Raw genomic sequence first — 24,465 nt, forward strand, 5'->3', positions numbered from 1 at the left:
TGGAATCCTTAAAGGCGACATTGTCCGTTCTTGTGCCTTCCAGCACCATGGTCACATGGCCGTATTTGGCAAGTTCCTCGTAACCGGCGCCATGGGCTCCATCCTTGCCGTTCTCGCCGTTGGTGCCATTGGTTCCGTTCTGTCCGTTGTCCCCGTCTATACCTTTTTTTCCGTTCGTTCCGTCTGCGCCATCCTCGGGAGCACATGAAACCGTGCACAGCGACAGGGCGCAAAGGGCAATGCCCAACAATTTTAATATTTTCATGATCTTAGTTTTATGGTTATTGTATAAGTTCCAAAAGGGTTACGTCCACTTCTCCCGAAACGGTAAGCTCATTGCCTGAATTGTTGCCCTCATCATCTACGAGGAGCCTGTATGCGAAAGAAAGGTTATTGGTTTCCGGGTCGAAGGCCATATCGGAGAATTCAAACTCGAGAACGACCACATCACCTAGTCCAAAATTGTCATTTATTTGGAAGAATTTACCATCATCACCTATAATGGTATGGTTTCCTACAGACATATTTGCAGAAAGCAAAAATTCATCATCTTCCCCAAGATTGTTGATCAGGATATAAAAGTCGATGTAGTTATTTTGATATTCTTCATCGGGATTGGCATAATAGCGCCTAATTTCAAACTCATGGGAGTTTCCAAATGTATTCACACTGTTTGAAGAAGCTATTGCATCGGCCTCCACGGGCGTAAACTTAAAGGTTCTGGAATCGGAAAACGGTTCATCGTCCGGCCGGTTGCCTACCAACTGTACAGTAATGTCACCGAACTTTGTCAGTTCATCAAAACCGACACCGTCCTGTCCGTTTTGCCCATTAACGCCATTGGTCCCGTTACTGCCGTTGTCCCCATCTTTTCCTTCGATCCCATCAATGCCGTCCGTTCCATCTTCCCCGTCCGAGCAAGAGATCGTGCACAGTGCCAAGGCACATATGGCAATGGTACATAGTCTAAATAATTTCATGATTTTAGGTTTTAAACTTAATATTGGGCGAAAATAGGGCGCTGGCCGATTTATATAGGGTGTGGATTGACGGATGGCCGTTTTGGATTGACGGATGATGGATTTCCCCAAAAAGAAAAGAGAATATCTTTTCACGATGTCCTCTGGCATCCTATAACTAAACCATTATGGATTCAAAATCCATAGTTTTAGAAAAGAATGAAATTCTTTTTAGATTTAGCTATATAAGTTCCAAAAGGTCTACGTCCACTTTTCCTGAAATGTGCAGGTCATTTCCTGAATCGTTAAACTCTGCGTCCACGCTGAACCGATATCCGAAAGAAAGGTTATTGGTTTCCGGGTCGAAAGCCATATCGGAGAATTCGAACTCGGGAACGGTTGGTTGACCTAGTCCAAAGACATCATTTATAATGAAGAATTTACCATCATCACTTATAACGGCATGGTTTACTATACTCATTGTTGCAGAAACCAAAGCTTCATTTTCCTCCCCAACGTTGTCAATTAGGATAACAAAGCGGATGTAGTTCTGTTGATATGCCTCATCGGGATTGGCATAATAGCGCCTAATTCTAAACTCATAACTGGCACCACCCTCTAGAATTGGAATGATATCAACTCTATTTGAAGAACCTATTGAGGTGGCCTCCACGGGAGTAAACCTATATGTTCTGGAATCGGAAAAAGAATCACCATCTGGCCGGGTGCCTTCCATATGCATAGTGATGTTGCCGTATCTTGTCAGTTCATCAAAACCGACACCATCTTGTCCATCAACACCATTGATTCCATTTTTTCCATCGATACCATTTTTTCCGTCAATGCCATCAATGCCATCCGTTCCGTCTTCACCATCCGAGCAAGAGATTAAGCACAGCGCTAAGGCAGATATGGCCATGGCACATAGTTTGCATAGTTTCATGATTTTTTGGTTTTAAACTTAGTTATTAGGTTAAAATAGGGCGTTGGCCGACTTATATAGGGTGTGCATTGACGTATGGCCGTTTTGGATTGACGGATGCCCGTTGTAAGCTATTCCTGATCAGAACTGCTTAGATTTATAAATCCATAATTTCGCTTGTCCGCTTGTCCGCTTGTCCGCTTTTCTCTTTTTTCTGATTTATGATAATAAATTGGAAACCTCCATTCGGATTAGGGGCAGGTTTTTCAGCGAACTTTAAATTTCTGTTCTTCAAGGAAATCAAAAACTTCAAGAGCCGACCCTGAACATTTCGATAAGCTCAATACATGATTTGTAGAAGGGTAGGCGAGAATTAGCAACTGCTTGAGGCTATTGTTGGCTATGTTCTTTATTAAATTTTAATTCCATTTCTAGCTGATCCAGATAATTTTTAAACCCTTTTGAATCAAAAAAACCGGTAACATTTTCAGCTTTTTTATCCATATTAATAATAGAAAAGGCATTTCCGTACTTTTTTGCCAATTCAGCTATTAAATTTGAAGCTATTCCTTTTCTTCTAAAATTCTTGTTTACAGCGATTTGTTGTATTCGGTTGTTTTTTGGATTGTAGATAACATAGCCGACTAACTGGTTTTTTAGGTAAGCTCCAAATGAAATATTGTCTACCTGCAATTTATCCATTACTCTTTTTGAATTTTGCCACGTAGGATCTATATCCCAAAAAGATTCCATTTGCTTCCATTGATAGTTTTGAAGTTCCTTGACCTCTATTTCTTTGTTGATTTTGGTAGAGGTGAAATTTCCTTTATAACAAGCTAACTCCCTTGTAGTTGTAAAACCGGATTTTTCATAAGATTTTATGGCTTGAATATTATTGGATATTACTTCAAGAATGATTTTATCGATTCCTTTCTTTTCTAAAACTGGTAAATTGTAGCGATACATTTGTTTTGTTAATCCAGAACCTCTTTTTTTTGGAATAACACCTGTTCCCCCGTTATACACTACTTTTTGTTTGTTAATGGTATCAAGTCCGTGTAGAATAAAAGCAATGAGCTTTTTATTTTCAAATACACCAACGGACAATTCAAGGTTGGTTTTATCAACAATCATTTTTGATGCCAACTGTTCTTCCGTCAATTTGAAAGGGACAAAATAGTCAGAAAAAGATGTATTGAAAACACTTAAAATTTCTTTGTTATCTATCCCCTGCAAATTTTTAATTTCCATCCGTGCTTCAATCAAATTAGTGCTAACTTTTAATATATGGCGTAGTGGGCATTGCCCGACACGAGTGCCTATATTTTGTTAACTATTGTTCTAGTTTAGGTCTTTTACAGAATACTTTTATATAAATCTTTACTATTAGTGCTTTGAGTACCCCAATTGCTCAAAGAGTTCTGGTGATTGCTTCAAATAACGTTCTTTATTGGTTTCTTGGAACCAGGCTTTTGATATTTTTTCATTATTGTAGAGACGTCCATCTCTCCAATGCGAAATCCCCTGGATAAACAACCTTTGCCAGTCTTCGTTTATGAAACTAACAGCCTTAATGTTCTTGTTATAGATGAAGGTGAAAAAATTGACAAACCACTGATTCCATACCTCAATATTTTCTTTATCAATACCTTTGACCGGGTTCGATTCTGCTATCATTGCGGGTTTCTTGTGCTCTTTGGCAAAATTCAAAACGGTATCACAATAAGGACCAAAGTCAGCACCGCCATAAGCATGGCCAAAGACAGAAATACCTATCCAATCCACGTAGTTATCACCGGGATACCATGCGGACAACTTGTAATCTTTGAACGGTTTGGAAGCGTATGAATGCCAGACAAAGGCAATATTGTTTGCTCCTTTTTTTCGCAACAGATCAACGATACGCCGGTACGCTTTTACGTAACTCTCGGGCTCAAGTTCGTTATGTGGGCCGTCAAATTCATAGCCTATCCTCAGATATATAGGTCGGTTCGTAGATTTTGCCCAAGTAGCGTATTTCTTGATGACCTTATCATAATAACCTTTGCCAGCAAAGTCGGCAATATTCCATTTACCTACCATCCACATAGCACTGTGCACAACGGTATTGGGAAACTTATCAATTAACATTTGATGATTTTGTGTGCCGCCAGTATCATTTTTATGGGACTCTGCAATACCTTTAAACTCGGATACTCCCCAATACGCTGACCAGCCACCTGGAATCTTTTGATCAGGAAAGTTCTCAAGGTATTCTGAAATGCTTTCAACCGTTTGTCCCATAATGAGCAGGGTTTTTCCATGGGGAGGAACAAATTTTGTCTGTTCGTAATCGTAAACAAATTCAGGGTCAACTTTTACATTGATTTGCGATACCATTTTTTCAATGGATAGTTCGGTTGATTCCGAATCTTTGATTGTTTGTTCCTGTGACCAGACGAACGATGACATAAAAAGTAGTGGAACAGCGGTTAAAAAAACAACCTTATATTGAAATTTTGTTTTACAAAGTGTAATGGTTAAGGTCATTTCTTTTTTCGTTTCGTTTACTTGTCTTTTAATTTTTCTACAAAGTAACTAGACTATAATATTAAATCTAGCAGCTCTGCCTATGTTTCGTTGCTTGGTTTTGCACTTAACTTTGCAAGTACATACCAAACTGAAAATTCGCAAGGATTTTTAGAAGCGATGCCCTGAGCGTGTCGTAGGGTAGGCGAGAACAGCGTCATTACTTAAAGCCAATAAGGCACTGGTTATATTTCTTTTCTAATATCTCCATTCTTTTTTGCAGTTCAAGAAGCTTTTCGTTCAATATAACTAATTGCTCATTTTTTCTTTCAAGTTCCTCTATTTTCTTTTCCTGTTGAATAGTGTAAAGAGTCAATTCTTCAATCTTTAGAAGAAGCTTTGAGTCCATTTGTCCAAGAAAAATTCCATTTTTTGCGACTTCCTTGGTACTTGGTATGTCTTTGAGATGACCCTTGTCTTTGATATGTTCTTCAACTTCTTTTAGAGTTGGCAGATAGTAGTCTTTTTCAAAAACGAAGTCTGACCATCCAGTTTCTACTTTTATTTCTTTTGCTCTAATTTTTCCATTTACAGCTAGTTTCCATCCTTTAGGGTTTGTTGTTCCTATTCCAACATTACCATCGGATAAAATCGTCAAAAGGTCACCATTGAGATTACTGAACTTGAATTGCCCTTCTGAACTATTCTTTTTGAATTGTATTCCTGCATTATCGTATGTTCCATCCGAATAGTTGATAAATGATGTTGTTCTAAGTTCGGCGTTACCTAATCTCAATAACTCTGTATTTGTATTTGTGTTTGATATGTTGATTTTCCCATTGGGCAAAATCGTCAAAAGGTCACCATTGAGATTACTGAACTTGAATTGCCCTTCTGAGCTACTCTTTTTGAACTGTATTCCTACATTATCATATGTCCCATCTGAATAGTTAGTAAACGATGTTGCTCTAAGTCCAGCGTTATCTAATCTTAAAATTTCAGAATTAGAATTAATTACATTTATATGTAATTTGGTTTGAGGAGTTGACTCCCCAATTCCCACTCTATTTCCAGTATCAGTTACTTGAGAAAATGTCATACTTGATAGAAGTCCAATCATCGCACTTGATAGTATTTTCTTCATTTTAATAGATATTAGGTTATTTTTAGCTTATGAATAACGTTTAGATATATATACTTATAATAAAAATAAGCATATCCATAGTAAAATGTAGGTTTTGTAACACCTTTCAGGTTTGGCATTTTAGCTTTTTATCCTAAAACAATATGCGAAAAGTAATTCTGTGTATTTGGTGCCCAATTAAAATACACGGTACCATTTTTAAGCTCCATAGCCTCTTGTTGCTGGGGTGTCAGCAAGAGTCGTTGTTCAAAAATCTTTTTTGGTTTTTCATCAATCGCTTCGATAAACACTTGAAGTACGTAATCGCCGGACAAAAAAGTGTAATGCGTGCCATCTTTTGGTAACAGAAAGCTATGGTCGCACGAAACCCCGGTTTTGTTAACGAACAATCCGCTACCTAGAACAAGGCCGTTATTTTTGTAGGACCATACATTAAAATTTTGAACCGTTTCCCTGCGCTGCAATTGCACATACATATATTGCACATATTTCCCTTTCTCCGAAGTGCTATAGAGCAGCGTTCGAATCCCTATTTTCTTCTGTCCCTTGCTGTCCACACCAAAATAGATCATTGTAGGTCTGGTCATTTTAACTGTTCCTTTTTTAATCCGGCTCAACCAGAACGTCAAACCTGAAATGGTTAAGATGGCCAATGATATACTTAAACTGATATAGTCCATGGTAGGGTTAGATTACAAGGGGTATTAAGAGAGGTTGGGGGTTATTCTTTGTTATTACGAATTGCAACGAATTTTCCTTCAAAACTGGATAAAGGCGTGACTATGCCATTGTAAAGAGCATTATTGGATAGTTATAATTTTAAATAAAGCAACTAAAAAACTTATGCAGTCTCTTTCTTTTCGGACAGGTACTTCCAATAGCGTTTGGGAACATGCTGCGTATGCAATTTTCTATTGATGCGGGATTTAATGTTGCTACTTTTAAAATAATCGTTCCAAAGTGTTTGGTAGTCATACTCCTGGTTCAAGAATGCATTGCTCTTATGGATTTTATTAAAGTGGATTTCGTTCAAATTAAGCGATACCATCTCAACATAATCTAGATTGTAAAAAATACCATACTTGCGTTTCACATCATAGATTAACCATTGCTGGTCTGCATAGCGACTACGAAAGTGCTTGGATATAAGGGGCAACACATCAAAATCTGGTTCAATATTTGCAAAGTAGATATTGTCCTTGGTCAACTGAAAACGAACAAATGCTTCCATACGATGTTTTTCACGCCCCACGGAACGTGCAAGTTTACTAATGCGAAGTACAGTACCATCGGAATAATCTGTCTGCTTTGCATTACGGGTGGCCATTAACTTTCTAATGTAGGTGTAGAGTGTAAGTTCCACGCCTTCCTCTTCGCTCAAAAATGCAAAATAAACTTGGGAAATGGCATTGTTGCTTTTGTTACGTATTCCGTTCCATACCCGTTTTGCCTTTTCCACATTGGTGAAGACGGTTTCCGTTTCTGAAAAAAGTCCACTTTGGCCTTTTGAATTTCGTTGAATATCCACCACATCCAGCTTTTCTTCAAAAGCGACAAAGACTGCGGTAAGAAAGCCATTAAAGCTTCCATCGTATAGTAAAGTTTTGGAGTTTTGCATAATCAAGATATTACAGATGAGCGGTAGTAAACCGTTTTTTTAATCGAGAGAGCGACTTTCGCGCCTTGCTTTTGAACGCTATAAAATCATAACCAAAGTTTAAAATCACAAAGCGACCACGTTCCATATAGTTGGATTGTTCTTGGGCATTCAAATCTTTTGTGGTATGGTTTAAATAGTCCATGATTTCCTAAAATAGTGTTAGTTAAACAATGATAGTTGCGTGCTATACTGATTCCGAAACTTTCCTGCCGAATGTTGCAAAATCATTCCTTTTATCTTCTCCGCATCCAAATCCCTGCTTTCCCAATTTCTGGAGTCGCAAATCATAAAATATTTAGCACGGTTAAGGGCCACTCCTATTTTTTTAAGATGGTCCCAGTTCAATTTTCTAAACTTTCTGGCATTGACAATTTTCTGTACCGACTTTAAACCCAAGCCTGGAATGCGGGCCAGCATACGTTTGTCCGCTTTGTTCACATCCACGGGAAAATGCTGCATATTACGTAAGGCCCAAGAGAGTTTGGGGTCTACATCAACATCCAGATTGGGGTGATCGTTATTTAAAATTTCATTTACGGCAAAACCATAAAATCGCAAAAGCCAGTCGGTTTGGTACAATCGGTTTTCCCGTAACATGGGAACCTGCGATCCAATGGAGGGCAAACGGCTATCATCTGCCACGGGCACATACCCGGAATAATAGACCCGCTTCATATTGAAATTTTTATAGAAGTGGGTAGCGGAATACATAATGTCTTTATCCGTTTCTCCAGTTGCGCCCACGATCATCTGTGTACTTTGTCCAGCAGGAGCATATTTGGGGGTGCTTTTTATAATCTTTCGTTCGTTTTTAAAACGTATGAGTTCATTTTTAACCTTTAACATGGGCTTGGTAAAGTCTTCATGCTTTTTATCTGGAGCCAACAATTTAAGCCCGGATACTGTAGGAATTTCTATATTGACAGAAAGTCTATCCGCATATAATCCCGCCTCATACATTAATTCATCACTGGCGCCAGGTATGGATTTTAAATGAATATATCCATTAAAATTTTCCTCTTGTCGTAGTTTTTTTGCCACAGCAATTAGCCTTTCCATAGTGTAGTCGGCGTTTTTGAAGATTCCGGAACTCAGGAACAATCCTTCAATATAATTTCTTCGGTAAAAATTAATGGTGAGGTCGACGACCTCCTGAATTTTAAAAGCTGCTCTTTTAATATCGTTGCTCCTTCTGGTAACACAATAGGCACAATCAAAAATGCAATGATTCGTCAGTAGAATTTTTAAAAGTGAAACACAACGTCCGTCTTCCGTGTAACTATGGCAAATGCCCATTCCAGAACTATCCCCCAAACCTTTATTGGTATTTGTACGCTTACTGCCACTACTGGAACAGGATACATCGTATTTAGCTGCATCTGCCAGTATGTTTAACTTTTCCCGTATTCTTTCAAAATTCATAGCGTGAATTGTAATTACTCCAAAATTATGGAAATATTCCTAAAAATGGAAATATTCCAAATTAATTTTTGGAAATATTCCAAAATCAGTATATTTGAACATGTAATAGAGTTTTTTGTGTATACTATCAAGGTCACTTATTGAGACTGGTAAAAAAAGGTCTCGAGTTTAGTTTATCTTGAGCGAAGCCGAAAGACTCGACCTGACAAGCTTAGCAATTATGGAGAATGAAACAACCTTAAAACGATTTATAGAAGTACGCAGGGAGCTTGGACACACGCAAGCCGAATTTGCCAAACTTTTAGGCATCTCAAGCACTACTGCGGATATTGAACGAGGACGGACCAAGCTTTCCGGTAGGGTAGTGGTAGAGCTTTTAAGACATTTTAATATCAACCCGCTTTGGCTTTTTGGGGAAAGTGAAGAGAAACACTTGGAAACTTCCCGTACCAGCGTAATTCCAAAAGTAGTAACAGTAGACAGTTCCGATAACGATAATATGGTTTTGGTCAATGCAAAAGCAGCAGCAGGATATCCACAGAATATTGCGGACACAAGCTGGTACCATCAATTGCCCGCCTTTGATTTGCCCATTCCCGAATTTAGAAATGCTACCTACCGGGGATTTCAGGTGGAAGGGGATAGTATGTTGCCAAATTTGAAGCCTAATGATTGGGTCTTGGCCAAGGCAGTAGAGCATATCGATTACGTAAATGCCAATAAAATGTATGTAATCGTGCTGCAAGATGCCGTTTTGGTCAAAAAAATTGAAAAAAGACCGAATTCCAATAACGTTACGTTGGTCTCTTTGAACGAAACGTACCCTCCTTACGATATTAAACCCTTCCAAATACAGGAAATATGGGAGGTCAGCAGCAAATTGACCTTTAACGTCGATGCAACTACCGAAACTGGATTGCTAAGACAATTGCACCAATCGATGGAGGAATTAAAGCAACAGATGGGAAATGTGAAGAATTAGATATCCGTTTTCATTGTAAAAAAGAGCTTTTTAAATCAAGAAACGATAAGAAAGAAATCCTTGAGCCCACTTATGATGCTTTGAACTGCGTACGCGGCCAGAATCAATCCCATGATTTTACTGATTACGGTAATTCCATATTCACCTATCTTTTTTTGAACAAAATTGGCGGCTAACAGTAGTAGAGCGGTCAAAACAACAACAATAAAAACCAACAACGTGGTCAGTGCCTGCTGTTGAATGGTGAAAATGTGGTTGTCTGTCATTAAAACTACGGCCATTATAGCTTCCGGCGAAGCAATTGAAGGTATCGCCACAGGAAATATGGTCATATGTTTGTAGTCGGTTTACGGTGCTTCTCGTCCTCCGGTTTTCCTTCGCCAAAAATCATGCTAAGCGCAAATTAAAACAGGATAACTCCGCCCGCAATCTGAAAAGCATCCAACGAAACCTACATTCCTTCAAGTATAAGCTGTCCGATAACAATAAAAAACAATAGTACCAAAAATGCGACTCCGGCCGCTCTGATAGCGATAATTCTCTTGTGTTTTAAATCAAAATGTTTCGTTGCTTCTAAATAAACGGGTACCGTACCTAAAGGGTCAATGACGGCAATCAAGAACAATATGGTCGCAAAATCTCTTTCATATTAAAAGATTTTTTTACCCGTAGTCGTAAACGAAAGTCCTTGTGAGCCCGAAGTGGAAATCATAATCGCTTCAAAAAGGGGTATGGATTTCTCTTCATTCGTTGCCCATTTGAAGAGAAAGTTTGCACCCGAGCCCCCATCTTTGTTGTCTTCATCGATAACGATGTGAAGGGTTTCCATAGGAGCGATGAAAATTGGTTTCGAGACATAGTTCTTCACGGTTTTACCGTGGGTATCATAATATTCGGCTTCAAGAATATAAAGGCTATCCGTAGTGCTTGTATTTCTCATACTTACGGTAGCCGTTAAATTATGGGTTATATCCTGGGAGTAGCTATATATTTCAGAGTAAACGGATAAATACGTACCATTAACGGGCAAAGAGTCAAACTTGGAAAGGAGTACGGTCCTATTGTCGAAGTTAACTTCATTGGAAATAGGGCTTTTCTTGTGTTTGGAACATGCAATAAGCACAAAAACAAGGGTTATGCAGTATGTGGCTGACTTATAGGACATTGTATTATGAAAGAATATGATACCCATTATTACTTCTAAGTTAAACTAATTTACTCGGTTCAATACCCTTTCGTATCTCCTAAATCCAAAACGAAAGGCCCGAGTTTATGCGATTTCGGTAAAAAAGCGCCGCTTTCCATTACCTGCCAGTCGTCCCAAGTGGCTTCGAGACCTCCGAGAGGGATAATTTTTACCCACATTTTAAAACTAACAGGAAATCCATCGTTATTCAATGTCCACACATAACTATCACCGGGAGTTGTACCCCCCTTTGAATAGGTGACCATCAAGCCTTTGTTGCCATCTTCTAGGGTTACGATACTTCTTGTGGTACCCTTATCAAATACTTTGTAAGGCGCTACAAGCCAAAAAGAGTCATTGTTGAACAGTTTTAAAGCTTTGGATGTAATTTTATCGTTTTCTTTGTGGGATAATCTGGTTCCTGATTTTTCCGCTGTGCTGCTTGCATGGTTCACCAAATCCAGTTTTACGTTGTAGTCATCCCAGTTGACTTCAACAGTTCCATTTTCTTTGTCCCATTTATAACGGTTTGCACCGTTTTGAAAAGACCATTCCAAGAAACGGGTGTCCTTGTATTTTTCGTAGTTGAGGGCGTTCAGCATTTTAGTGGCAAGTTTATCCGCTTGTTGGGGTTCACTTCCCTCAGGTAAAGGCTCGTGTTTGATCCAAAGGAAAATGACCAACCCCAAAATCAAGATTACCACTATTTTTAAAACCCTTTTCATGAAAAGCACCTTTCTTTAATGGTTTGTGCCAAAACAACTGCTGCTTGTGGGTTACGTCTAAACCAAAGTTCAGGTTCAAAAATCTCCAACTCCGCCAAGGCCCAATCGCCATTATTATCTTTAAAGATATCAACTCTGGCATAGATGGGAAGTTCAGGAACGGCATTCACTACTTTTTCTGAAAATTCAATTTCTGTTTTGGAAGGTTTGTAATCGTGAACACTTCCACCAAAATCATCTTGTACCCTAAAGTCTCCTTGCTTAGCAATTTTCAATACGGCATGGGTAAATTTGCCATTAAAGACCATCATGGATATTTCTCCCTGTTCAACAATATTATGCTGAAACTCTTGGAGCATCATAGCCTCGGTGGCAATGAGTTCTTTAAAGATGGTTTCATGCTGGGTGATTTCAGAAAAATCGAACTTATACGTATGCCGTGCAGCACCGGAAACACAGGGTTTTAAAACAAATGAATCTGACTTGAAATGATACTTTTTTTTGACCTCGTTACACGTTCTTGCTAAGGAGGTTTCGGTGCTCTTTTCTACAAAGAAAGTTTTGGGAATATTGATGCCAGCCTTGGCTAAATCTTGAAGGTAATGCTTGTCGATATTCCAATCGATAAGCTTTTTGGAATTGATCAATCGTGTTTGAGTTGAAACTGTATCTAACCATTTGGAAAACGCTTCAAAACGGTTAAAATAATCCCAAGTTGTTCTAAAAAGTGCATACTTCGTACTTGTCCAATCAAATTTCGGATCATCCCAAGATTTTCGGATGACCTTCAGTCCAATATTTTCAAGGGCTTCTGCCACCAACCTGTCCTCCAGTAAAACGTTGTCGGTATATTCGTTTTTCTCTTTTGGGTCGATATACCTTCGGTCGGTAAGAATTACAATGTCGTACATAGTAGAGGATATTTAAAAGCCAATTGCGGTATCGTCACCTCTTTTATCCGCACCACCTTCCAATTTTCCGTTGGGCAATACACGTATGGCATCGACTTTACCAATAATAGGGGTTCGTTCCTCATTGATGATATATCCTTTGGATTTCAGTTCGGTCTTTAATTCTGGGGAAAAGCCTTCCGGTTCAAAAATAACGACATCGGGCAGCCACTGATGGTGAAAACGGGGTGCATTGACGGCATCTTGCATACTAAGGTCAAACTCATACACATTAAGAATGGTCTGAACTACAGCGGTAATAATCGTAGAACCGCCCGGCGTACCAACGACCATGTAAAGCTTTCCATCTTTTTCTACTATGGTGGGTGTCATACTGCTTAACATTCTTTTTTCCGCAGCTATACTATTTGCTTCTGCACCTATTAGTCCAAACATATTTGGAACTCCGGGTTTGGAACTAAAATCATCCATTTCGTTGTTCATGAAAAAACCGAGTTCTTTCACATACAGTTTTGAACCATAGCCCCCGTTTAAAGTTGTGGTGGCAGATATCGCATTTCCTTCACTATCCACGATAGAGTAGTGGGTGGTTTCCATACTTTCTGCAATTTCTACTTTACCATGTTCTACTTCCGAGGACAAGGTGGCTTTTTCAAATGAAAAGTTCTGCATTCTTTTTTGCAAATAGTTATCGCTTAAGATTACGTCCAAAGGAATATCCACAAAGTCGGGGTCTCCCAAAAAATAATTTCTATCCGCATAAGCCCTACGTGACGCTTCTGTAAATAATTGAATGGTTTTGGTAGAATTATGCCCAAAATCAGCGATTTGATAAGGTTCCATCATTTTAAAAATCTGATTGATGGTCACTCCTCCGCTACTGGGAGGGCTCATGGATATGATATGAAGGTCCTTATAGTCAAAAATAATAGGTTCTCGCCATTTGGCTTCATATTTTTCTAAATCCTCCTCAGTGATGAATCCTCCTTTTTCCTGAATGAAAGTGGCCAGTTTTTGTGCAACCTCGCCTTTATAGAATCCATCCCTGCCTTTTTCAAGGATTTTTTCCATGGTTTTTGCCAGTGCAGGATATTTTATGGTGTCTCCAGCTTTGAAATTAATAGCAAATTTGGTGCTGTCTCCATTGGCTTCGATAAAACGTTCACGATAGCTTTCCAGTCGCTTTTCTTGTTTCTCGGTAACCACAACACCTCTTTTAGCTAGGTTGATTACAGGAGTCAAGATGTCCGAAAGTGGCAGGGAGCCAAACTTTTTATGCACTGCCATAACCCCTGCTACCGTACCTGGGACCCCAGAAGCTGTAGCGCCTTTTGTACTTAGGTTTGGGGCTACATTGCCCAAAGAATCCAAATACATATCCTTGTGGGCTGACAATGGAGCTTTTTCCCTATAATCCAATCCACCTACTTCACCATTATTCTTTCTATATACCATAAATCCGCCACCACCAAGATTTCCCGCAAAGGGGTAGGCGACTGCCAGTGCCATTTCCGTAGCGACCATAGCATCAAAAACATTACCGCCTTTTTCCATGATTTCAGTACCAATTCTTGAGGCTTCTTCCCGTGCAGAGACCACCATTGCCTTTTCAGCTACGGTTCCCGTTGGGATAGCAGGTTGCTGTTTACAGTTTAAGAAAAAGAGAAAAGGGACAAGCAGTATTAATCTTCGCATAGGGAATCAAATTTTTGTTGGGAAAAGGTAATCAATTCTTTAAAAAAGAGGGTGAATTCATTTTCAAAGGCTTCATAGTGCTCTTCTAGGTCTATGATGGCATAATTCATTTTGGATTTGTTTTTTGTTCTTCGGTTCATACCTTCCAAAACTTTGGAAATACCTTGTAAATCGCCATAGCTCAACAACCAATTTCCAGAAATCATATAGGGCATCATACGTTGGGTTGCAAGTGGCAGTATATCAAAGTTGTCTTCCAATAAATCATAAAAGCGTTCTACAAATACTCCTAGGGAAATTTTAGAATAAGACGACCAATTCTTTGCCAGAAAATGATCATAGTAGATATCTACGATTACCCTACTATAATGGCTATAATTTTGGTGTAGACGTTTGCTACTTAGTTTTGGAATAGGGTGGGAGTCGGTGTATGTATCTATCGCTCGATGCAACAAAATCCCTTTTTGAACCCTTTCGGAAAAGTGTTTGAATTTGTTTCCTTTGATATGATCTGCAAAGAAATTGCCCAAAGTAATTTCATCGTCGCCAAAAGAAAGGTAAATGTGTGCTAGAAAATTCATTGTATAATTTTCTTTTCTGTCGAAATTTACAAATTCGAAACACGGAATAGCAACCAGCCAATTATATTTGCAAAAACTTTTTTAACAATTATGACCCTTATTAAATCGATTTCTGGAATACGCGGTACCATAGGCGGTGCAACAAATGATAATCTTACGCCAATTGACACGGTAAAATTTGCTGCGGCTTATGGAACATGGTTAAAGGATTATGCCGGGAAAGAAAAACTAACGGTCGTAATTGGTCGAGATGCACGACTGTCTGGCGAAATGATTCAAAATTTAGTGGTTTCCACATTGGTTGGACTTGGTATTGATGTTGTTGATTTAGGATTGTCCACAACACCAACTGTTGAAATTGCAGTTCCTTTGGAAAAAGCGGATGGCGGAATTATCTTGACGGCCAGCCACAACCCAAAGCAGTGGAACGCGTTAAAATTATTGAACGAAAAAGGAGAGTTTTTAGATGCAAAACAAGGAGCTATCATTTTAGCACTAGCAGAAAAAGAAGATTTTGACTTTGCCGAAGTGGATGACCTAGGAGAGATTATCAAGAACGATTCGTATATCGACATTCATATTGATGAAGTTCTGGACCTACCTCTTGTGGATAAAGAAGTTATAAAAAAGGCCGGTTTTAAGGTCGTTGTTGATGGTGTTAATTCTACTGGAGGAATTGCCATTCCAAAGCTTTTGGAAGAGTTGGGCGTGGAAGTCGTTAAATTGTACTGTGATCCTACGGGGCATTTTCCACATAATCCAGAGCCTTTAAAAGAGCATTTAGGAGATATCTGCAAATTGGTTGTTGAGGAAAAGGCCGATTTTGGCATTGTTGTAGACCCAGATGTTGACCGATTGGCGTTTATAAGTAATGATGGTGAAATGTTTGGAGAGGAATATACGCTAGTTGCATGTGCAGACTATGTATTGGGCAAAACCAAAGGTAACACCGTTTCCAATCTATCCTCGTCCAGAGCATTACGGGATATTACCCAAAAACATGGCGGAATGTATGAGGCAGCAGCAGTTGGTGAAGTGAACGTTGTCACCAAGATGAAGGCCAACAATGCGATAATAGGCGGTGAAGGCAATGGCGGAATTATTTACCCTGAAAGTCATTATGGACGTGATTCATTGGTGGGTACTGCGTTGTTCTTAATGCTTATGGCAGAAAAGGGAGGTACAGTTGCCGAACTAAGGGCAAGTTACCCCAGCTATTTTATGAGTAAAAAGAAGATACAATTAACTCCAGAGTTGGATGTAGATGCTTTGCTGGAAGCCATGCACGAAAAGTATAAAGGCGAAGAAGTATCTATAATTGATGGTGTTAAGATTGATTTTCCAGAAAATTGGGTACATCTGCGTAAGTCGAACACGGAACCTATCATCAGAATTTATACGGAAGCGAAGTCCCAGGAAGCTGCAGATGCCTTAGCAGATAGAATAATCGAAGAAATTAAAGAAGTAGCTAGGCTTGATTAAGCTTTGGCCTATTGCTCTAGTTTATAGATTGTTTTTTGACCATTAAATTCATTGTGGGAAAGTTGTATTCTTTTGTCAGAATCCAATACCAATTTCCATAAACCTTCTTCTTTTTTAAGGGTCACATGAAATTTTCCGTATCCTCTTATGCTCAAATCCTTTTCACCTTTTTGTTTTGAACTGAAACGATAATACCCTGTTTGATAAGCAATGTCTTGCGTTTCATTGACTGCTGTGGATAAAATGACGAATGCAATACCCAAACCACCACCTTGCTGTTTCATATCGTCGATATATCCGCTAAAATTCTCTAAATAATCTTGACCTGTTTGAATGTTGTTCTGGTCCAATGTTATTCTCACAATTTCATCGGAATGAATGGACTTCAATTTATCTGAATCTAAATAAGCATAGGACTCCATAAAAGGAATCCATATCTCTGTTTTTATCGACTCAAGTAATTCCTTTGAGATTGTACGGGGACCGTTTTGTCCATTTATAAGACCTGTGATAAGAAAAAAAACAAACAGAACTGAGTACTTCATTTTTTTAATTTTTGAATGATTTACTACAATGTAAGGAATCTTTGATTTTTAGAAGCTTAACGTTTAGTGAAAATAGTATCTATCCATTGGTTTTTAGGACATGAGTTGGAAGATTTTAAGGAAGAACAAGTTCATATTAGCAAACCGGCCCCAATCGTTATTGACCTAACAATAAGTCATTGGAATCATAAAAGTCTTACTATTATAGCTAAAAATAAAACTACTCCGTAACCTTAGATGTTACATTCGGTTGAAATTCTTTTGGAGCTTTACCTCGATGTTTCCATCGTTTGTGCGTCCAAAAATAATATTCTGGAGCTTCGTATATCGACTTTTCGGTCTCTCTAATAAAGGCTTCGGAAATATCGTAATCCTTCACTTCTTTAGGTCGTTCGGTCAAGACTTTAAATGTTGCTTCATAATGACCACGTTTCACTTTCTTGACTTTAAGATAGACAGGTACAATGTCATGGGCTTTGCAAAGTTCTTCACCACCAACATGAATGGGTACCAGTATATTCATGAAATTTGCCCAATGCCTTGCCCTTATGACCATAGGAGATTGGTCACTAATGATACCAACCGTTATTAAATCTGCTTTTTCTTTTGCATCTTTTATGATTTTCCGGCTTTCGTGAGTCCTTATGAGCGTAGTACCATATTTACTTCTGATATCGCGCACCAACTTATCAAAATACTTGTTCTGAATTGTTTGGTAAATGGCATATGCTTCGGATTCTACATAGGAATTTAGGGAAAACACCCATTCCCAACTTGCGTAGTGGGGCATCATGATCATGGTGTTCTTTCCATTTCGCTCTAATTCCTTAAACACTTTAACATTGGAGAAAACATATCGTTTCTGCATTTGTTCGTTGCTAATGCCCAACGTTTTGATCATCTCTAAAAAAATATCGCAAAGATGTTTATAGAATTTCTTTTCTATCAGTAAACGCTCCGCTTCAGGTTTTTCTGGAAAAACCAATGCTAAATTACTGCTTACTACTTTTTTACGGTACCCAAAAACATGATACAGTAATTGATAAACAATATCCGAAATAAAATAAAGCACCCTAAAAGGGAGTCTCGAAATCAACCAGAGAAGCGGATAAACAAGGATAAAAACAACTAATTGCATACGTAATTCTTGTGCGCAAATATAGCTATATTTGAACCCAAACTTGAAAGTGTATGTACAATTTACATGCTGCCACAATAGCCATTATTGCGGCAAATATTCTTGTTTCCCTAAGGGGATTCAGTGATTCTGTTTTTTTTGACAGATATAAGTTCAGTATAGGCGGAATAAAGGCTGGACAAAAGGAAAGGACCGTAACTTCTGGGTTTTTGCATGTTGATATCTCCCATCTCTTTTTTAACATGTTCACGCTTTATTTCTTTGCAAATGTGGTCATTGGTTGGTTTGGTGCTACCAAGTTTTTGATTATTTATTTTATAAGCCTGGTGGGAGGAAGCCTTTTAGCACTCTTTTTCCATAAAGATGAGCCTTTTTACAGTGCAGTTGGTGCCAGTGGTGCGGTAACAGGAATTTTATACGCAGCTATTTTATTGAATCCTGATATGCAACTGGGAATCATGTTTATTCCAATTCCATTACCGGCATATGTATTGGGAATAGCTTACCTATTATATTCCATTTATGGTATGAAAAGCAGGTTGGGAAATATTGGGCACACAGCCCATTTTGGTGGGGCAATCGGAGGTTATGCAGTTACGCTCCTTTTAAAACCAGAGCTATTTGTGACGGATACTTTGATTGTGGTACTCTTGGCAATCCCAATATTGATTCTTTTTGTACTGGAAAAGTTGGGAAAAATCTAGTTAAGCAGTTCAGCCACTTTCTGTTCCAATGCTGGGCCTCTCAGGTCTTTGGCCACAATTACACCATTTTCATCAATTAAAAAAGCTGCAGGAATCGCATTGATATTGTACAATTGGGCTACTGGGTCCTGAAACCTTTTTAAATTGGAGATGTGGTTCCATGCCAATCCATCGTTCTCGATGGCTTTTGTCCAGTCTTCTGCGCGGGCATCCAAAGAAACACCAATTACATTTAGGCCTTTCTCATGATATTTGTTATAGACGGAAACAATATTTGGATTTTCGGCTCGACACGGGCGGCACCAAGCTGCCCAAAAATCTATGAGTGTCAGCTTACCTTTAACATCGCTTAGTGCCAGTAGCTCTCCATTTGGTGTTGGAGCTGAAAATTCAGGAGCTATACCTCCTATATCAGTAGCTTTTTGCTTTTCCAATTGCTCTTTTAATTGCTCGCCGGGCTCCGATTGCTTCATCTCTGGCGTAAGCGCTTCGTACATACCTTTGATTTCATCGTTTGGTACGCTTTTGTTCATCATAAGATTCCCTATAATCAATACAGATATCAAGGCATTCGGATTTTCCTTGGCGAAGTCAACATTAAAGGTTTTTACCTCATCTTGAAATTCTATGTATTCTTCTCTTAATGAAGTTACGGTTGCCGAGTCCTGCTTTTGGGCTGCAGTACGCATATCGTTCTGCATAGACCTTGCTCTTTCTGAAAGTTTTCTCGATTCGGTCAAAAAGTTCATAAAGAGCTCATTCTGTTGTGTACCCTTAAGTTTTGCATAATTCATACTATCCTTCTGAAACTTTAACTCAATAGCACCATTCTCCAGTACAAATGGAATATTGCCCCTGTTTTCTTCAACAAAAACATAATAGAGCATAGGTTTTTCTTGTGAACCTGTAAAAGTGAAAGCTCCATTCTCTACCGTAGTAGTATCTATATCGACCAATTGGTTAAGGGAATCCGTGGTTTTTAGGTACACTTGGGTGCCATTTTCCAATTCTCCTGTAACAGTAGCTTTTAAGGTATATCCTTCCGGTTTTGAATTACATGATGCCAAGACGATGATTACTGTGGCAATAGCAAGTATTCTTCTCATTTTTTTGATTTTAAGTTGCGAAGGTATTCATTCCTTATCGTATATAAAAACCTTCTTTTTTAATGATTGTAGCTAACCATGGCTCCATTTTAGGATATTCAATAAAAAAACAAAGATTCCTGACTAATTGGAATATTTAAGACCCAAGACCCAAGACCAAACACCAAAGACCCAAGAGAATCTGATTTCTAGGTTCTTTCAGCGAAGCGGTCTTGGCTCTTCTATCTTGTAAGTCTAAAACTGATATCGTATGCCAAGTGCAATATCAAAATCAAAATTATCATTAAAACCATCGTAACCTAAAATCCCAATTTCTGGTCTAAAATCCAATGAAAGAAGCAGTGGAATGTCAAAGTCGTACTCTACACCAAGAACCCCGGCCGCAAATACAAAAAGGCCATCATTGTCTTCACCATCTGGTTCAGGTTCAAATTCAACACTTCCCAATCCACCACCAAAACCGTAGTACCAATTAAAATTTCCCTCAATTTGATGCACCCATTGGTAAGTCCCAGAGAGTTTAAATGCATCAAATCGTCTACTATCTCGCCAGCCTAAATTGAATTCGGCACGGTTGTAACGACCAATTGATTTTTGATAGGAAATTTCTGCGCCAAACCCATCGCTATCGCCTAAACGCAACCCTACGGTATGGTCAGAAATGTCCTGCGCACTGACAATAAATGTCCCAAATACGAAAAGACAGGTAAATAATGCGGTAATCTTCATAAGTTTCTCTTTTAGTTAAAAAATTTAAAGATAGCTTTGTAAAGCTTTCTGACCAATACAACTGAATTAGGTAACAAAAAATTGTTCCAGATTGGATAAATTATCTTTAACCCAACTATCTAAAAAGCTCCAAGGAGAATTATTCAGCGATGACCTAAGTAGGGCATTGTACGCTACTGATGCCTCTGTATATCGAAAAAAACCATTGGCGGTTGCATACCCCAAGAACATAGAAGATATAAAAACACTTATAACTTTTGCCGGTAATCATACTATTGGATTGATTCCTAGGACTGCGGGCACATCTCTTGCGGGCCAATGTGTGGGCGATGGTATTATAGTGGATGTTTCAAAACATTTTACGGATATCTTGCATTTAGATGAAGAAAAGAAACAAGTCTGCGTGCAACCAGGGGTGGTGCGTGACGAACTCAATCAATATTTAAAACCTTACGGTCTTTTTTTTGGACCAAACACGTCAACCTCTAATAGGTGTATGATAGGAGGGATGGTCGGTAACAATTCTTCTGGAACTACATCTATTCAATATGGCGTAACTAGAGATAAGGTCGTAGCCATGAACTGTGTATTATCCGATGGAAGTGAAGCTTTTTTTTCGGATGTGGCTAAGAACGAATACGAGAACAAGAAAAAAGAGGATTCTCTTGAAGGTAAGTTATACGCATTTATTGAAACGGAACTTTCCAATAAGAAAATACAAGAAAACATAGCAACAGAATTTCCTAAACCAAGTATTCATCGTAGAAATACCGGCTATGCCATAGATGAGCTCTTAAAAAATCGTGTTTTTGGAAATACTGGGGAAGATTTCAATCTATGCAAGTTGCTTTCAGGAAGCGAAGGTACTTTAGCGTTTACGACAGAAATCACCTTGCAATTGGATGAACTTCCCCCTTCGTTGTCTGCTATGGTCGCAACTCATTACCATACTCTTGAAGATTGTTTGAGCGATGTTGCCCCAGTAATGCAGCATAATTTGCATACCTGTGAAATGATGGACAGGGTAATTTTGGACTGTACCAAGAATAACCGTTCCCAATTGGCAAATCGTTTTTTTGTGAGTGGCGATCCAGCTGCAATATTGATGTTAGAAGTAAAGGCCGATACAGAAGATAAACTAAAAGCCCAACTTGAAGATTTGCTGAGAACTATAGAAAGTTCTGGGCTGAGTTATGCGAGCCCTGTTTTGATCGGAGACGAAATCAACAAGGCCATAGAACTCCGCAAGGCAGGTTTGGGGTTGTTGGGGAATATGGTAGGCGATAGGAAAGCGGTTGCCTGTATTGAGGATACTGCGGTTGCCTTGGAAGATTTAAAAAACTTTATTGGTGACTTTACGCAAATCATGAAGGATTATGGCCAAGATGCTGTGTATTATGCTCATGCCGGCGCTGGGGAACTGCATTTGCGCCCCATCCTTAATCTAAAAAAGTCCGAAGATGTAGTACTTTTTCGTTCAATTACTACAGATGTGGCAAAGCTGACCAAAAAATATAAAGGTAGTTTTAGCGGTGAGCATGGCGACGGAATTGTAAGAGCAGAATTTATACCGTTGATGATAGGAGCGGCCAATTACGAACTGCTAAAGCGTATAAAATCTGCTTTTGACCCACTGAACATTTTCAATCCCGGTAAAATTGTGGATGCTTTCCCAATGGATGAATCCTTGCGTTATGACATTGACAGAAAAGAGCCTGTCATTAAAACGTTGATGAATTTTTCAGATAATGAAGGGATTTTAAAAGCAGCGGAAAAATGCAATGGTAGTGGAGATTGTCGTAAAAGCCACGATATGTCCGGGGCTATGTGTCCTAGCTATCATGCGACCAAAAATGAAAAGGATACCACAAGGGGAAGGGCAAACGCATTACGTGAATTTTTGACCAACTCCGAAAAGCCAAACCGGTTTGACCAAAAAGAGTTAAAGGAAGTTTTTGATCTCTGCCTTAGCTGCAAGGCCTGTTCAAGTGAGTGCCCCAGCAATGTGGATGTAGCAACGTTAAAGGCCGAATTTTTGTACCAATATCAAGAATCCAATGGCTATCCTTTGCGAAGCAAGCTTTTTGCCTACAATACCAAATTCAATGCGATGGGGAGTAAATTTCCGGCGTTGACCAATGCAGTTTATAAATCCAGTATTCTGGGAGGGTTGCTGAAAAAAACTTCAGGAGTGGCCAGTGAACGTAGCTTTCCAAAGGTTCATCAGTTCAATTTTGAAAGGTATTTGAAGAAGCAGAAAAAAGCGAACACGCAGACCTTAAAGAAAGTAGTGCTGTATATTGATGAATTTACAAAATACTTGGATGTTCAAGTAGGTAAAGATGCCATTGAGCTACTTTGCAAGCTAGGCTATGATGTACAGTTATTTTATGTGGAAAGTGGACGCACGTACCTATCAAAAGGATTCTTAAAGCAAGCGAAGTCCTTGGTGAAAAACAATATGGTCAAACTTAAAGAAATTGTTCAGCAAGATATACCGATCGTTGGCCTGGAACCTTCCGCTATTTTATCCTTTAGGGATGAATACAAAAGACTGCATAACGACACGGAACTAGTAAATAAGTTGGCTTCTAAATCCTTTCTTATTGAAGAATTTCTTGCTAAAGAGATTAAAAAAAGAGTTTTTGGTCCCAACAGATTTACTGAAGAAGAAAGAGTGGTGAAAATCCATAATCACTGTCATCAAAAAGCTTTATCCGACCAAAAAGTGACTTTTGATGTGCTTAATCTTCCCAAAAATTATAAAGTTTCCATTATTCCTTCCGGCTGTTGCGGTATGGCCGGTTCTTTTGGGTATGAAAAGGAACACTATGAAGTAAGTATGCAGGTTGGTGAGCTCAAGTTGTTCCCATCGGTAAGGAAGAGTCCTGCGGAGACTATAATAGCGGCCAATGGCACAAGCTGTAGGCATCAAATAAAAGATGGGACGAAAAGGGTAGCACAGCATCCAGTATCAATCTTGCGTCAAGCCTTGATTGTCTAGAGGTTTGGTGTCTTGCTCTCCAAGGTCTATAGTTTCATTATTATCAGACGCTATCGTTTCTATAATATCTTTTCCAATATGTTCTATAATATCGTTGGGTTCTATTTCTTTTGAAACCACCTCCTTGTCCGTAATGGAAGCGATCAATTCGTTCATGTCCATTTCTTTAAGATCTTCATCAACAAAAAATGGTGATAGTTTGTCATGGTTGTAATAGTATATCCTCCAACGTTTGAACGAGTATTCCAGTGCTGTAAGGTTTTCTACCCAATCCCCTGAATTTAAGTAGGTACAACTACCATATTTGTTCTCGTACCGTTCTTTTTTTGGCTGATGTATGTGTCCGCAAATAACATAATCATAATCATTTTCAATAGCGAGGTCGGCTGCGGTAGTTTCAAAGTTATTGATATACTTGATAGCTCCCTTTACGCTATTTTTAATACGCTTGGACAGTGAGTACCGTTCGCGTCCCATTTTTGCCAAACACCAGTTGATGAAGCTATTGATAAGAATAAGCAAGTCATAACCATACCCACCCAATTTGGCCAACCATTTGGCATTCTGGATAGATACATCGAAGACATCGCCATGAAAAATCCACGCTTTTTTACCATCTAAATTGAGCACAAGTTTATTGGAAATTTTAAAATTGCCCATTGAAGTATCACTAAACTTACGGAGCATTTCATCATGATTGCCAGTGATATAGTAAACTTCTGTACCCTTAGAAGCCATTCCAATAATCTTTTTGAGCACCTTTAAATGCGAAGCTGGAAAGTATCGTTTGCTAAACTGCCAAATATCTATGATATCACCATTTAAAATAAGCCTCTTTGGCTGGATACTGTTTAAATATGCAATGAGTTCGTCGGCATGGCAACCGTACGTACCTAAATGAACATCCGAAATTACGGCTACTTCAATCTTTCTTTTTTTCAACAGTTTCGGTTTGTATGCAAAATAAAGGTGTAGGAATAAACTTAAAATCAAATTCAAATCAATAATTTATCAGTATATCGTTAAAAAAACATCAACAACGCTATCAAGATGTTACATAAA

General features: G+C 38.7%; 23 protein-coding genes and 2 pseudogenes. 4 read left to right on the forward strand and 21 right to left on the reverse strand.

Translation table 11 applies throughout. From position 1 onward, the window contains the following. The 10 genes and pseudogenes from KIM67_RS13345 to KIM67_RS13390 all read right to left on the reverse strand — a co-directional run. Positions 1-265: pseudogene (locus KIM67_RS13345) on the reverse strand (hypothetical protein); the annotation flags it as partial. A 16-nt stretch (positions 266-281) separates the two neighbouring features. Then, positions 282-980, reverse strand: a complete 699-nt coding sequence (locus tag KIM67_RS13350) for a hypothetical protein (RefSeq protein WP_213832057.1) — start codon at positions 978-980, stop codon at positions 282-284. A gap of 220 nt (positions 981-1,200) precedes the next feature. Next, positions 1,201-1,902, reverse strand: a complete 702-nt coding sequence (locus tag KIM67_RS13355; RefSeq protein ID WP_213832058.1) for a hypothetical protein — start codon at positions 1,900-1,902, stop codon at positions 1,201-1,203. A 369-nt stretch (positions 1,903-2,271) separates the two neighbouring features. After that, on the reverse strand, positions 2,272-3,132 hold the full coding sequence (locus KIM67_RS13360; RefSeq protein ID WP_213832059.1) for a GNAT family N-acetyltransferase: 861 nt from the start codon (positions 3,130-3,132) through the stop codon (positions 2,272-2,274). Positions 3,133-3,267: 135 nt separating this feature from the next. Continuing rightward, positions 3,268-4,410 carry a glycoside hydrolase family 26 protein gene (locus KIM67_RS13365; protein WP_213832060.1) on the reverse strand — a complete coding sequence of 381 codons (1,143 nt, stop codon included), beginning with the start codon at positions 4,408-4,410 and terminating at the stop codon, positions 3,268-3,270. Between the two features lie 199 nt (positions 4,411-4,609). Further along, positions 4,610-5,533: a hypothetical protein gene (locus KIM67_RS13370; protein WP_213832061.1), complete on the reverse strand. Its 924-nt coding sequence runs from the start codon at positions 5,531-5,533 to the stop codon at positions 4,610-4,612. Between the two features lie 128 nt (positions 5,534-5,661). After that, positions 5,662-6,213, reverse strand: a complete 552-nt coding sequence (locus KIM67_RS13375) for a hypothetical protein (RefSeq protein WP_213832062.1) — start codon at positions 6,211-6,213, stop codon at positions 5,662-5,664. A 161-nt stretch (positions 6,214-6,374) separates the two neighbouring features. After that, positions 6,375-7,151, reverse strand: a complete 777-nt coding sequence (locus KIM67_RS13380; protein WP_213832063.1) for a TIGR03915 family putative DNA repair protein — start codon at positions 7,149-7,151, stop codon at positions 6,375-6,377. Positions 7,152-7,161: 10 nt separating this feature from the next. Continuing rightward, entirely contained in the window at positions 7,162-7,335 is a 174-nt protein-coding gene (locus KIM67_RS13385) for a hypothetical protein (protein ID WP_163418774.1), read from the reverse strand. Positions 7,336-7,352: 17 nt separating this feature from the next. Further along, positions 7,353-8,615 (reverse strand): putative DNA modification/repair radical SAM protein, encoded by a 1,263-nt coding sequence (locus KIM67_RS13390; RefSeq protein ID WP_213832064.1) that lies wholly within the window; start codon positions 8,613-8,615, stop codon positions 7,353-7,355. 220 nt (positions 8,616-8,835) lie between these two features. Between KIM67_RS13390 and KIM67_RS13395 the strand changes: the two genes are divergently transcribed. Next, positions 8,836-9,597, forward strand: coding sequence for a LexA family transcriptional regulator (locus KIM67_RS13395; RefSeq protein ID WP_213832065.1), 762 nt, complete (start codon positions 8,836-8,838; stop codon positions 9,595-9,597). 35 nt (positions 9,598-9,632) lie between these two features. Here KIM67_RS13395 and KIM67_RS13400 read toward each other — a convergent pair. The 6 genes and pseudogenes from KIM67_RS13400 to KIM67_RS13425 form a co-directional block, all read right to left on the reverse strand. Beyond that, positions 9,633-10,225: pseudogene (locus KIM67_RS13400) on the reverse strand (MarC family protein). A 21-nt stretch (positions 10,226-10,246) separates the two neighbouring features. Continuing rightward, entirely contained in the window at positions 10,247-10,762 is a 516-nt protein-coding gene (locus tag KIM67_RS13405) for a DUF3124 domain-containing protein (RefSeq protein WP_213832066.1), read from the reverse strand. Between the two features lie 59 nt (positions 10,763-10,821). After that, a complete protein-coding gene (locus KIM67_RS13410) occupies positions 10,822-11,508 on the reverse strand; it encodes a hypothetical protein (protein ID WP_213832067.1) in 687 nt (228 codons plus the stop codon). Continuing rightward, on the reverse strand, positions 11,505-12,419 hold the full coding sequence (locus KIM67_RS13415; protein ID WP_213832068.1) for a RimK family alpha-L-glutamate ligase: 915 nt from the start codon (positions 12,417-12,419) through the stop codon (positions 11,505-11,507). The genes KIM67_RS13410 and KIM67_RS13415 overlap by 4 nt, the downstream gene beginning before the upstream one ends. Before the next feature lie 12 nt (positions 12,420-12,431). Then, positions 12,432-14,114 carry a gamma-glutamyltransferase gene (gene ggt / locus KIM67_RS13420; protein ID WP_213832069.1) on the reverse strand — a complete coding sequence of 561 codons (1,683 nt, stop codon included), beginning with the start codon at positions 14,112-14,114 and terminating at the stop codon, positions 12,432-12,434. Then, positions 14,102-14,695: an ACP phosphodiesterase gene (locus KIM67_RS13425; protein WP_213832070.1), complete on the reverse strand. Its 594-nt coding sequence runs from the start codon at positions 14,693-14,695 to the stop codon at positions 14,102-14,104. Before KIM67_RS13425 ends, ggt begins: the two co-directional genes overlap by 13 nt. 90 nt (positions 14,696-14,785) lie before the next feature. Between KIM67_RS13425 and glmM the strand changes: the two genes are divergently transcribed. After that, positions 14,786-16,177 (forward strand): phosphoglucosamine mutase, encoded by a 1,392-nt coding sequence (gene glmM / locus KIM67_RS13430; RefSeq protein WP_213832071.1) that lies wholly within the window; start codon positions 14,786-14,788, stop codon positions 16,175-16,177. Between the two features lie 8 nt (positions 16,178-16,185). Here glmM and KIM67_RS13435 read toward each other — a convergent pair whose 3' ends face one another. Then, a complete protein-coding gene (locus KIM67_RS13435) occupies positions 16,186-16,722 on the reverse strand; it encodes a nuclear transport factor 2 family protein (RefSeq protein WP_213832072.1) in 537 nt (178 codons plus the stop codon). A gap of 220 nt (positions 16,723-16,942) precedes the next feature. Next, the gene (locus KIM67_RS13440; protein WP_213832073.1) at positions 16,943-17,860 is read right to left on the reverse strand and encodes a lysophospholipid acyltransferase family protein; all 918 of its coding nucleotides are present in this window, start codon (positions 17,858-17,860) and stop codon (positions 16,943-16,945) included. Positions 17,861-17,913: 53 nt separating this feature from the next. Between KIM67_RS13440 and KIM67_RS13445 the strand changes: the two genes are divergently transcribed. Next, the gene (locus KIM67_RS13445; protein WP_163418785.1) at positions 17,914-18,564 is read left to right on the forward strand and encodes a rhomboid family intramembrane serine protease; all 651 of its coding nucleotides are present in this window, start codon (positions 17,914-17,916) and stop codon (positions 18,562-18,564) included. On the opposite strand, the gene KIM67_RS13450 is transcribed toward KIM67_RS13445, so the two are convergent. Both KIM67_RS13450 and KIM67_RS13455 read right to left on the reverse strand, forming a co-directional pair. Further along, a complete protein-coding gene (locus tag KIM67_RS13450; protein WP_213832074.1) occupies positions 18,561-19,670 on the reverse strand; it encodes a TlpA disulfide reductase family protein in 1,110 nt (369 codons plus the stop codon). The two genes, KIM67_RS13445 and KIM67_RS13450, sit on opposite strands and share 4 nt — an antisense overlap. A 234-nt stretch (positions 19,671-19,904) precedes the next feature. Continuing rightward, entirely contained in the window at positions 19,905-20,399 is a 495-nt protein-coding gene (locus KIM67_RS13455; RefSeq protein WP_213832075.1) for a hypothetical protein, read from the reverse strand. A gap of 91 nt (positions 20,400-20,490) precedes the next feature. On the opposite strand from KIM67_RS13455, the gene KIM67_RS13460 reads away from it, so the two are divergent. Continuing rightward, entirely contained in the window at positions 20,491-23,403 is a 2,913-nt protein-coding gene (locus KIM67_RS13460; RefSeq protein WP_213832076.1) for an FAD-binding and (Fe-S)-binding domain-containing protein, read from the forward strand. Here KIM67_RS13460 and KIM67_RS13465 read toward each other — a convergent pair. Further along, entirely contained in the window at positions 23,374-24,345 is a 972-nt protein-coding gene (locus tag KIM67_RS13465; RefSeq protein ID WP_213832077.1) for a UDP-2,3-diacylglucosamine diphosphatase, read from the reverse strand. The genes KIM67_RS13460 and KIM67_RS13465 overlap by 30 nt on opposite strands. Positions 24,346-24,465: the final 120 nt, after the last annotated feature.

The sequence above is a fragment of the Flagellimonas sp. 389 genome (genome assembly GCF_018449435.1).
Taxonomy (GTDB): Bacteria; Bacteroidota; Bacteroidia; order Flavobacteriales; family Flavobacteriaceae; genus Flagellimonas.

What these genes read in the sequence shown, in the direction of transcription:
- KIM67_RS13350 (WP_213832057.1), bottom strand. Translation starts at nt 980, where the DNA reads ATGAAATTATTTAGACTATGTACCATTGCCATATGTGCCTTGGCACTG.
- KIM67_RS13355 (WP_213832058.1), bottom strand. Translation starts at nt 1,902, where the DNA reads ATGAAACTATGCAAACTATGTGCCATGGCCATATCTGCCTTAGCGCTG.
- KIM67_RS13360 (WP_213832059.1), bottom strand. Translation starts at nt 3,132, where the DNA reads ATGGAAATTAAAAATTTGCAGGGGATAGATAACAAAGAAATTTTAAGT.
- KIM67_RS13365 (WP_213832060.1), bottom strand. Translation starts at nt 4,410, where the DNA reads ATGACCTTAACCATTACACTTTGTAAAACAAAATTTCAATATAAGGTT.
- KIM67_RS13370 (WP_213832061.1), bottom strand. Translation starts at nt 5,533, where the DNA reads ATGAAGAAAATACTATCAAGTGCGATGATTGGACTTCTATCAAGTATG.
- KIM67_RS13375 (WP_213832062.1), bottom strand. Translation starts at nt 6,213, where the DNA reads ATGGACTATATCAGTTTAAGTATATCATTGGCCATCTTAACCATTTCA.
- KIM67_RS13380 (WP_213832063.1), bottom strand. Translation starts at nt 7,151, where the DNA reads ATGCAAAACTCCAAAACTTTACTATACGATGGAAGCTTTAATGGCTTT.
- KIM67_RS13385 (WP_163418774.1), bottom strand. Translation starts at nt 7,335, where the DNA reads ATGGACTATTTAAACCATACCACAAAAGATTTGAATGCCCAAGAACAA.
- KIM67_RS13390 (WP_213832064.1), bottom strand. Translation starts at nt 8,615, where the DNA reads ATGAATTTTGAAAGAATACGGGAAAAGTTAAACATACTGGCAGATGCA.
- KIM67_RS13395 (WP_213832065.1), top strand. Translation starts at nt 8,836, where the DNA reads ATGGAGAATGAAACAACCTTAAAACGATTTATAGAAGTACGCAGGGAG.
- KIM67_RS13405 (WP_213832066.1), bottom strand. Translation starts at nt 10,762, where the DNA reads ATGTCCTATAAGTCAGCCACATACTGCATAACCCTTGTTTTTGTGCTT.
- KIM67_RS13410 (WP_213832067.1), bottom strand. Translation starts at nt 11,508, where the DNA reads ATGAAAAGGGTTTTAAAAATAGTGGTAATCTTGATTTTGGGGTTGGTC.
- KIM67_RS13415 (WP_213832068.1), bottom strand. Translation starts at nt 12,419, where the DNA reads ATGTACGACATTGTAATTCTTACCGACCGAAGGTATATCGACCCAAAA.
- ggt (WP_213832069.1), bottom strand. Translation starts at nt 14,114, where the DNA reads ATGCGAAGATTAATACTGCTTGTCCCTTTTCTCTTTTTCTTAAACTGT.
- KIM67_RS13425 (WP_213832070.1), bottom strand. Translation starts at nt 14,695, where the DNA reads ATGAATTTTCTAGCACACATTTACCTTTCTTTTGGCGACGATGAAATT.
- glmM (WP_213832071.1), top strand. Translation starts at nt 14,786, where the DNA reads ATGACCCTTATTAAATCGATTTCTGGAATACGCGGTACCATAGGCGGT.
- KIM67_RS13435 (WP_213832072.1), bottom strand. Translation starts at nt 16,722, where the DNA reads ATGAAGTACTCAGTTCTGTTTGTTTTTTTTCTTATCACAGGTCTTATA.
- KIM67_RS13440 (WP_213832073.1), bottom strand. Translation starts at nt 17,860, where the DNA reads ATGCAATTAGTTGTTTTTATCCTTGTTTATCCGCTTCTCTGGTTGATT.
- KIM67_RS13445 (WP_163418785.1), top strand. Translation starts at nt 17,914, where the DNA reads ATGTACAATTTACATGCTGCCACAATAGCCATTATTGCGGCAAATATT.
- KIM67_RS13450 (WP_213832074.1), bottom strand. Translation starts at nt 19,670, where the DNA reads ATGAGAAGAATACTTGCTATTGCCACAGTAATCATCGTCTTGGCATCA.
- KIM67_RS13455 (WP_213832075.1), bottom strand. Translation starts at nt 20,399, where the DNA reads ATGAAGATTACCGCATTATTTACCTGTCTTTTCGTATTTGGGACATTT.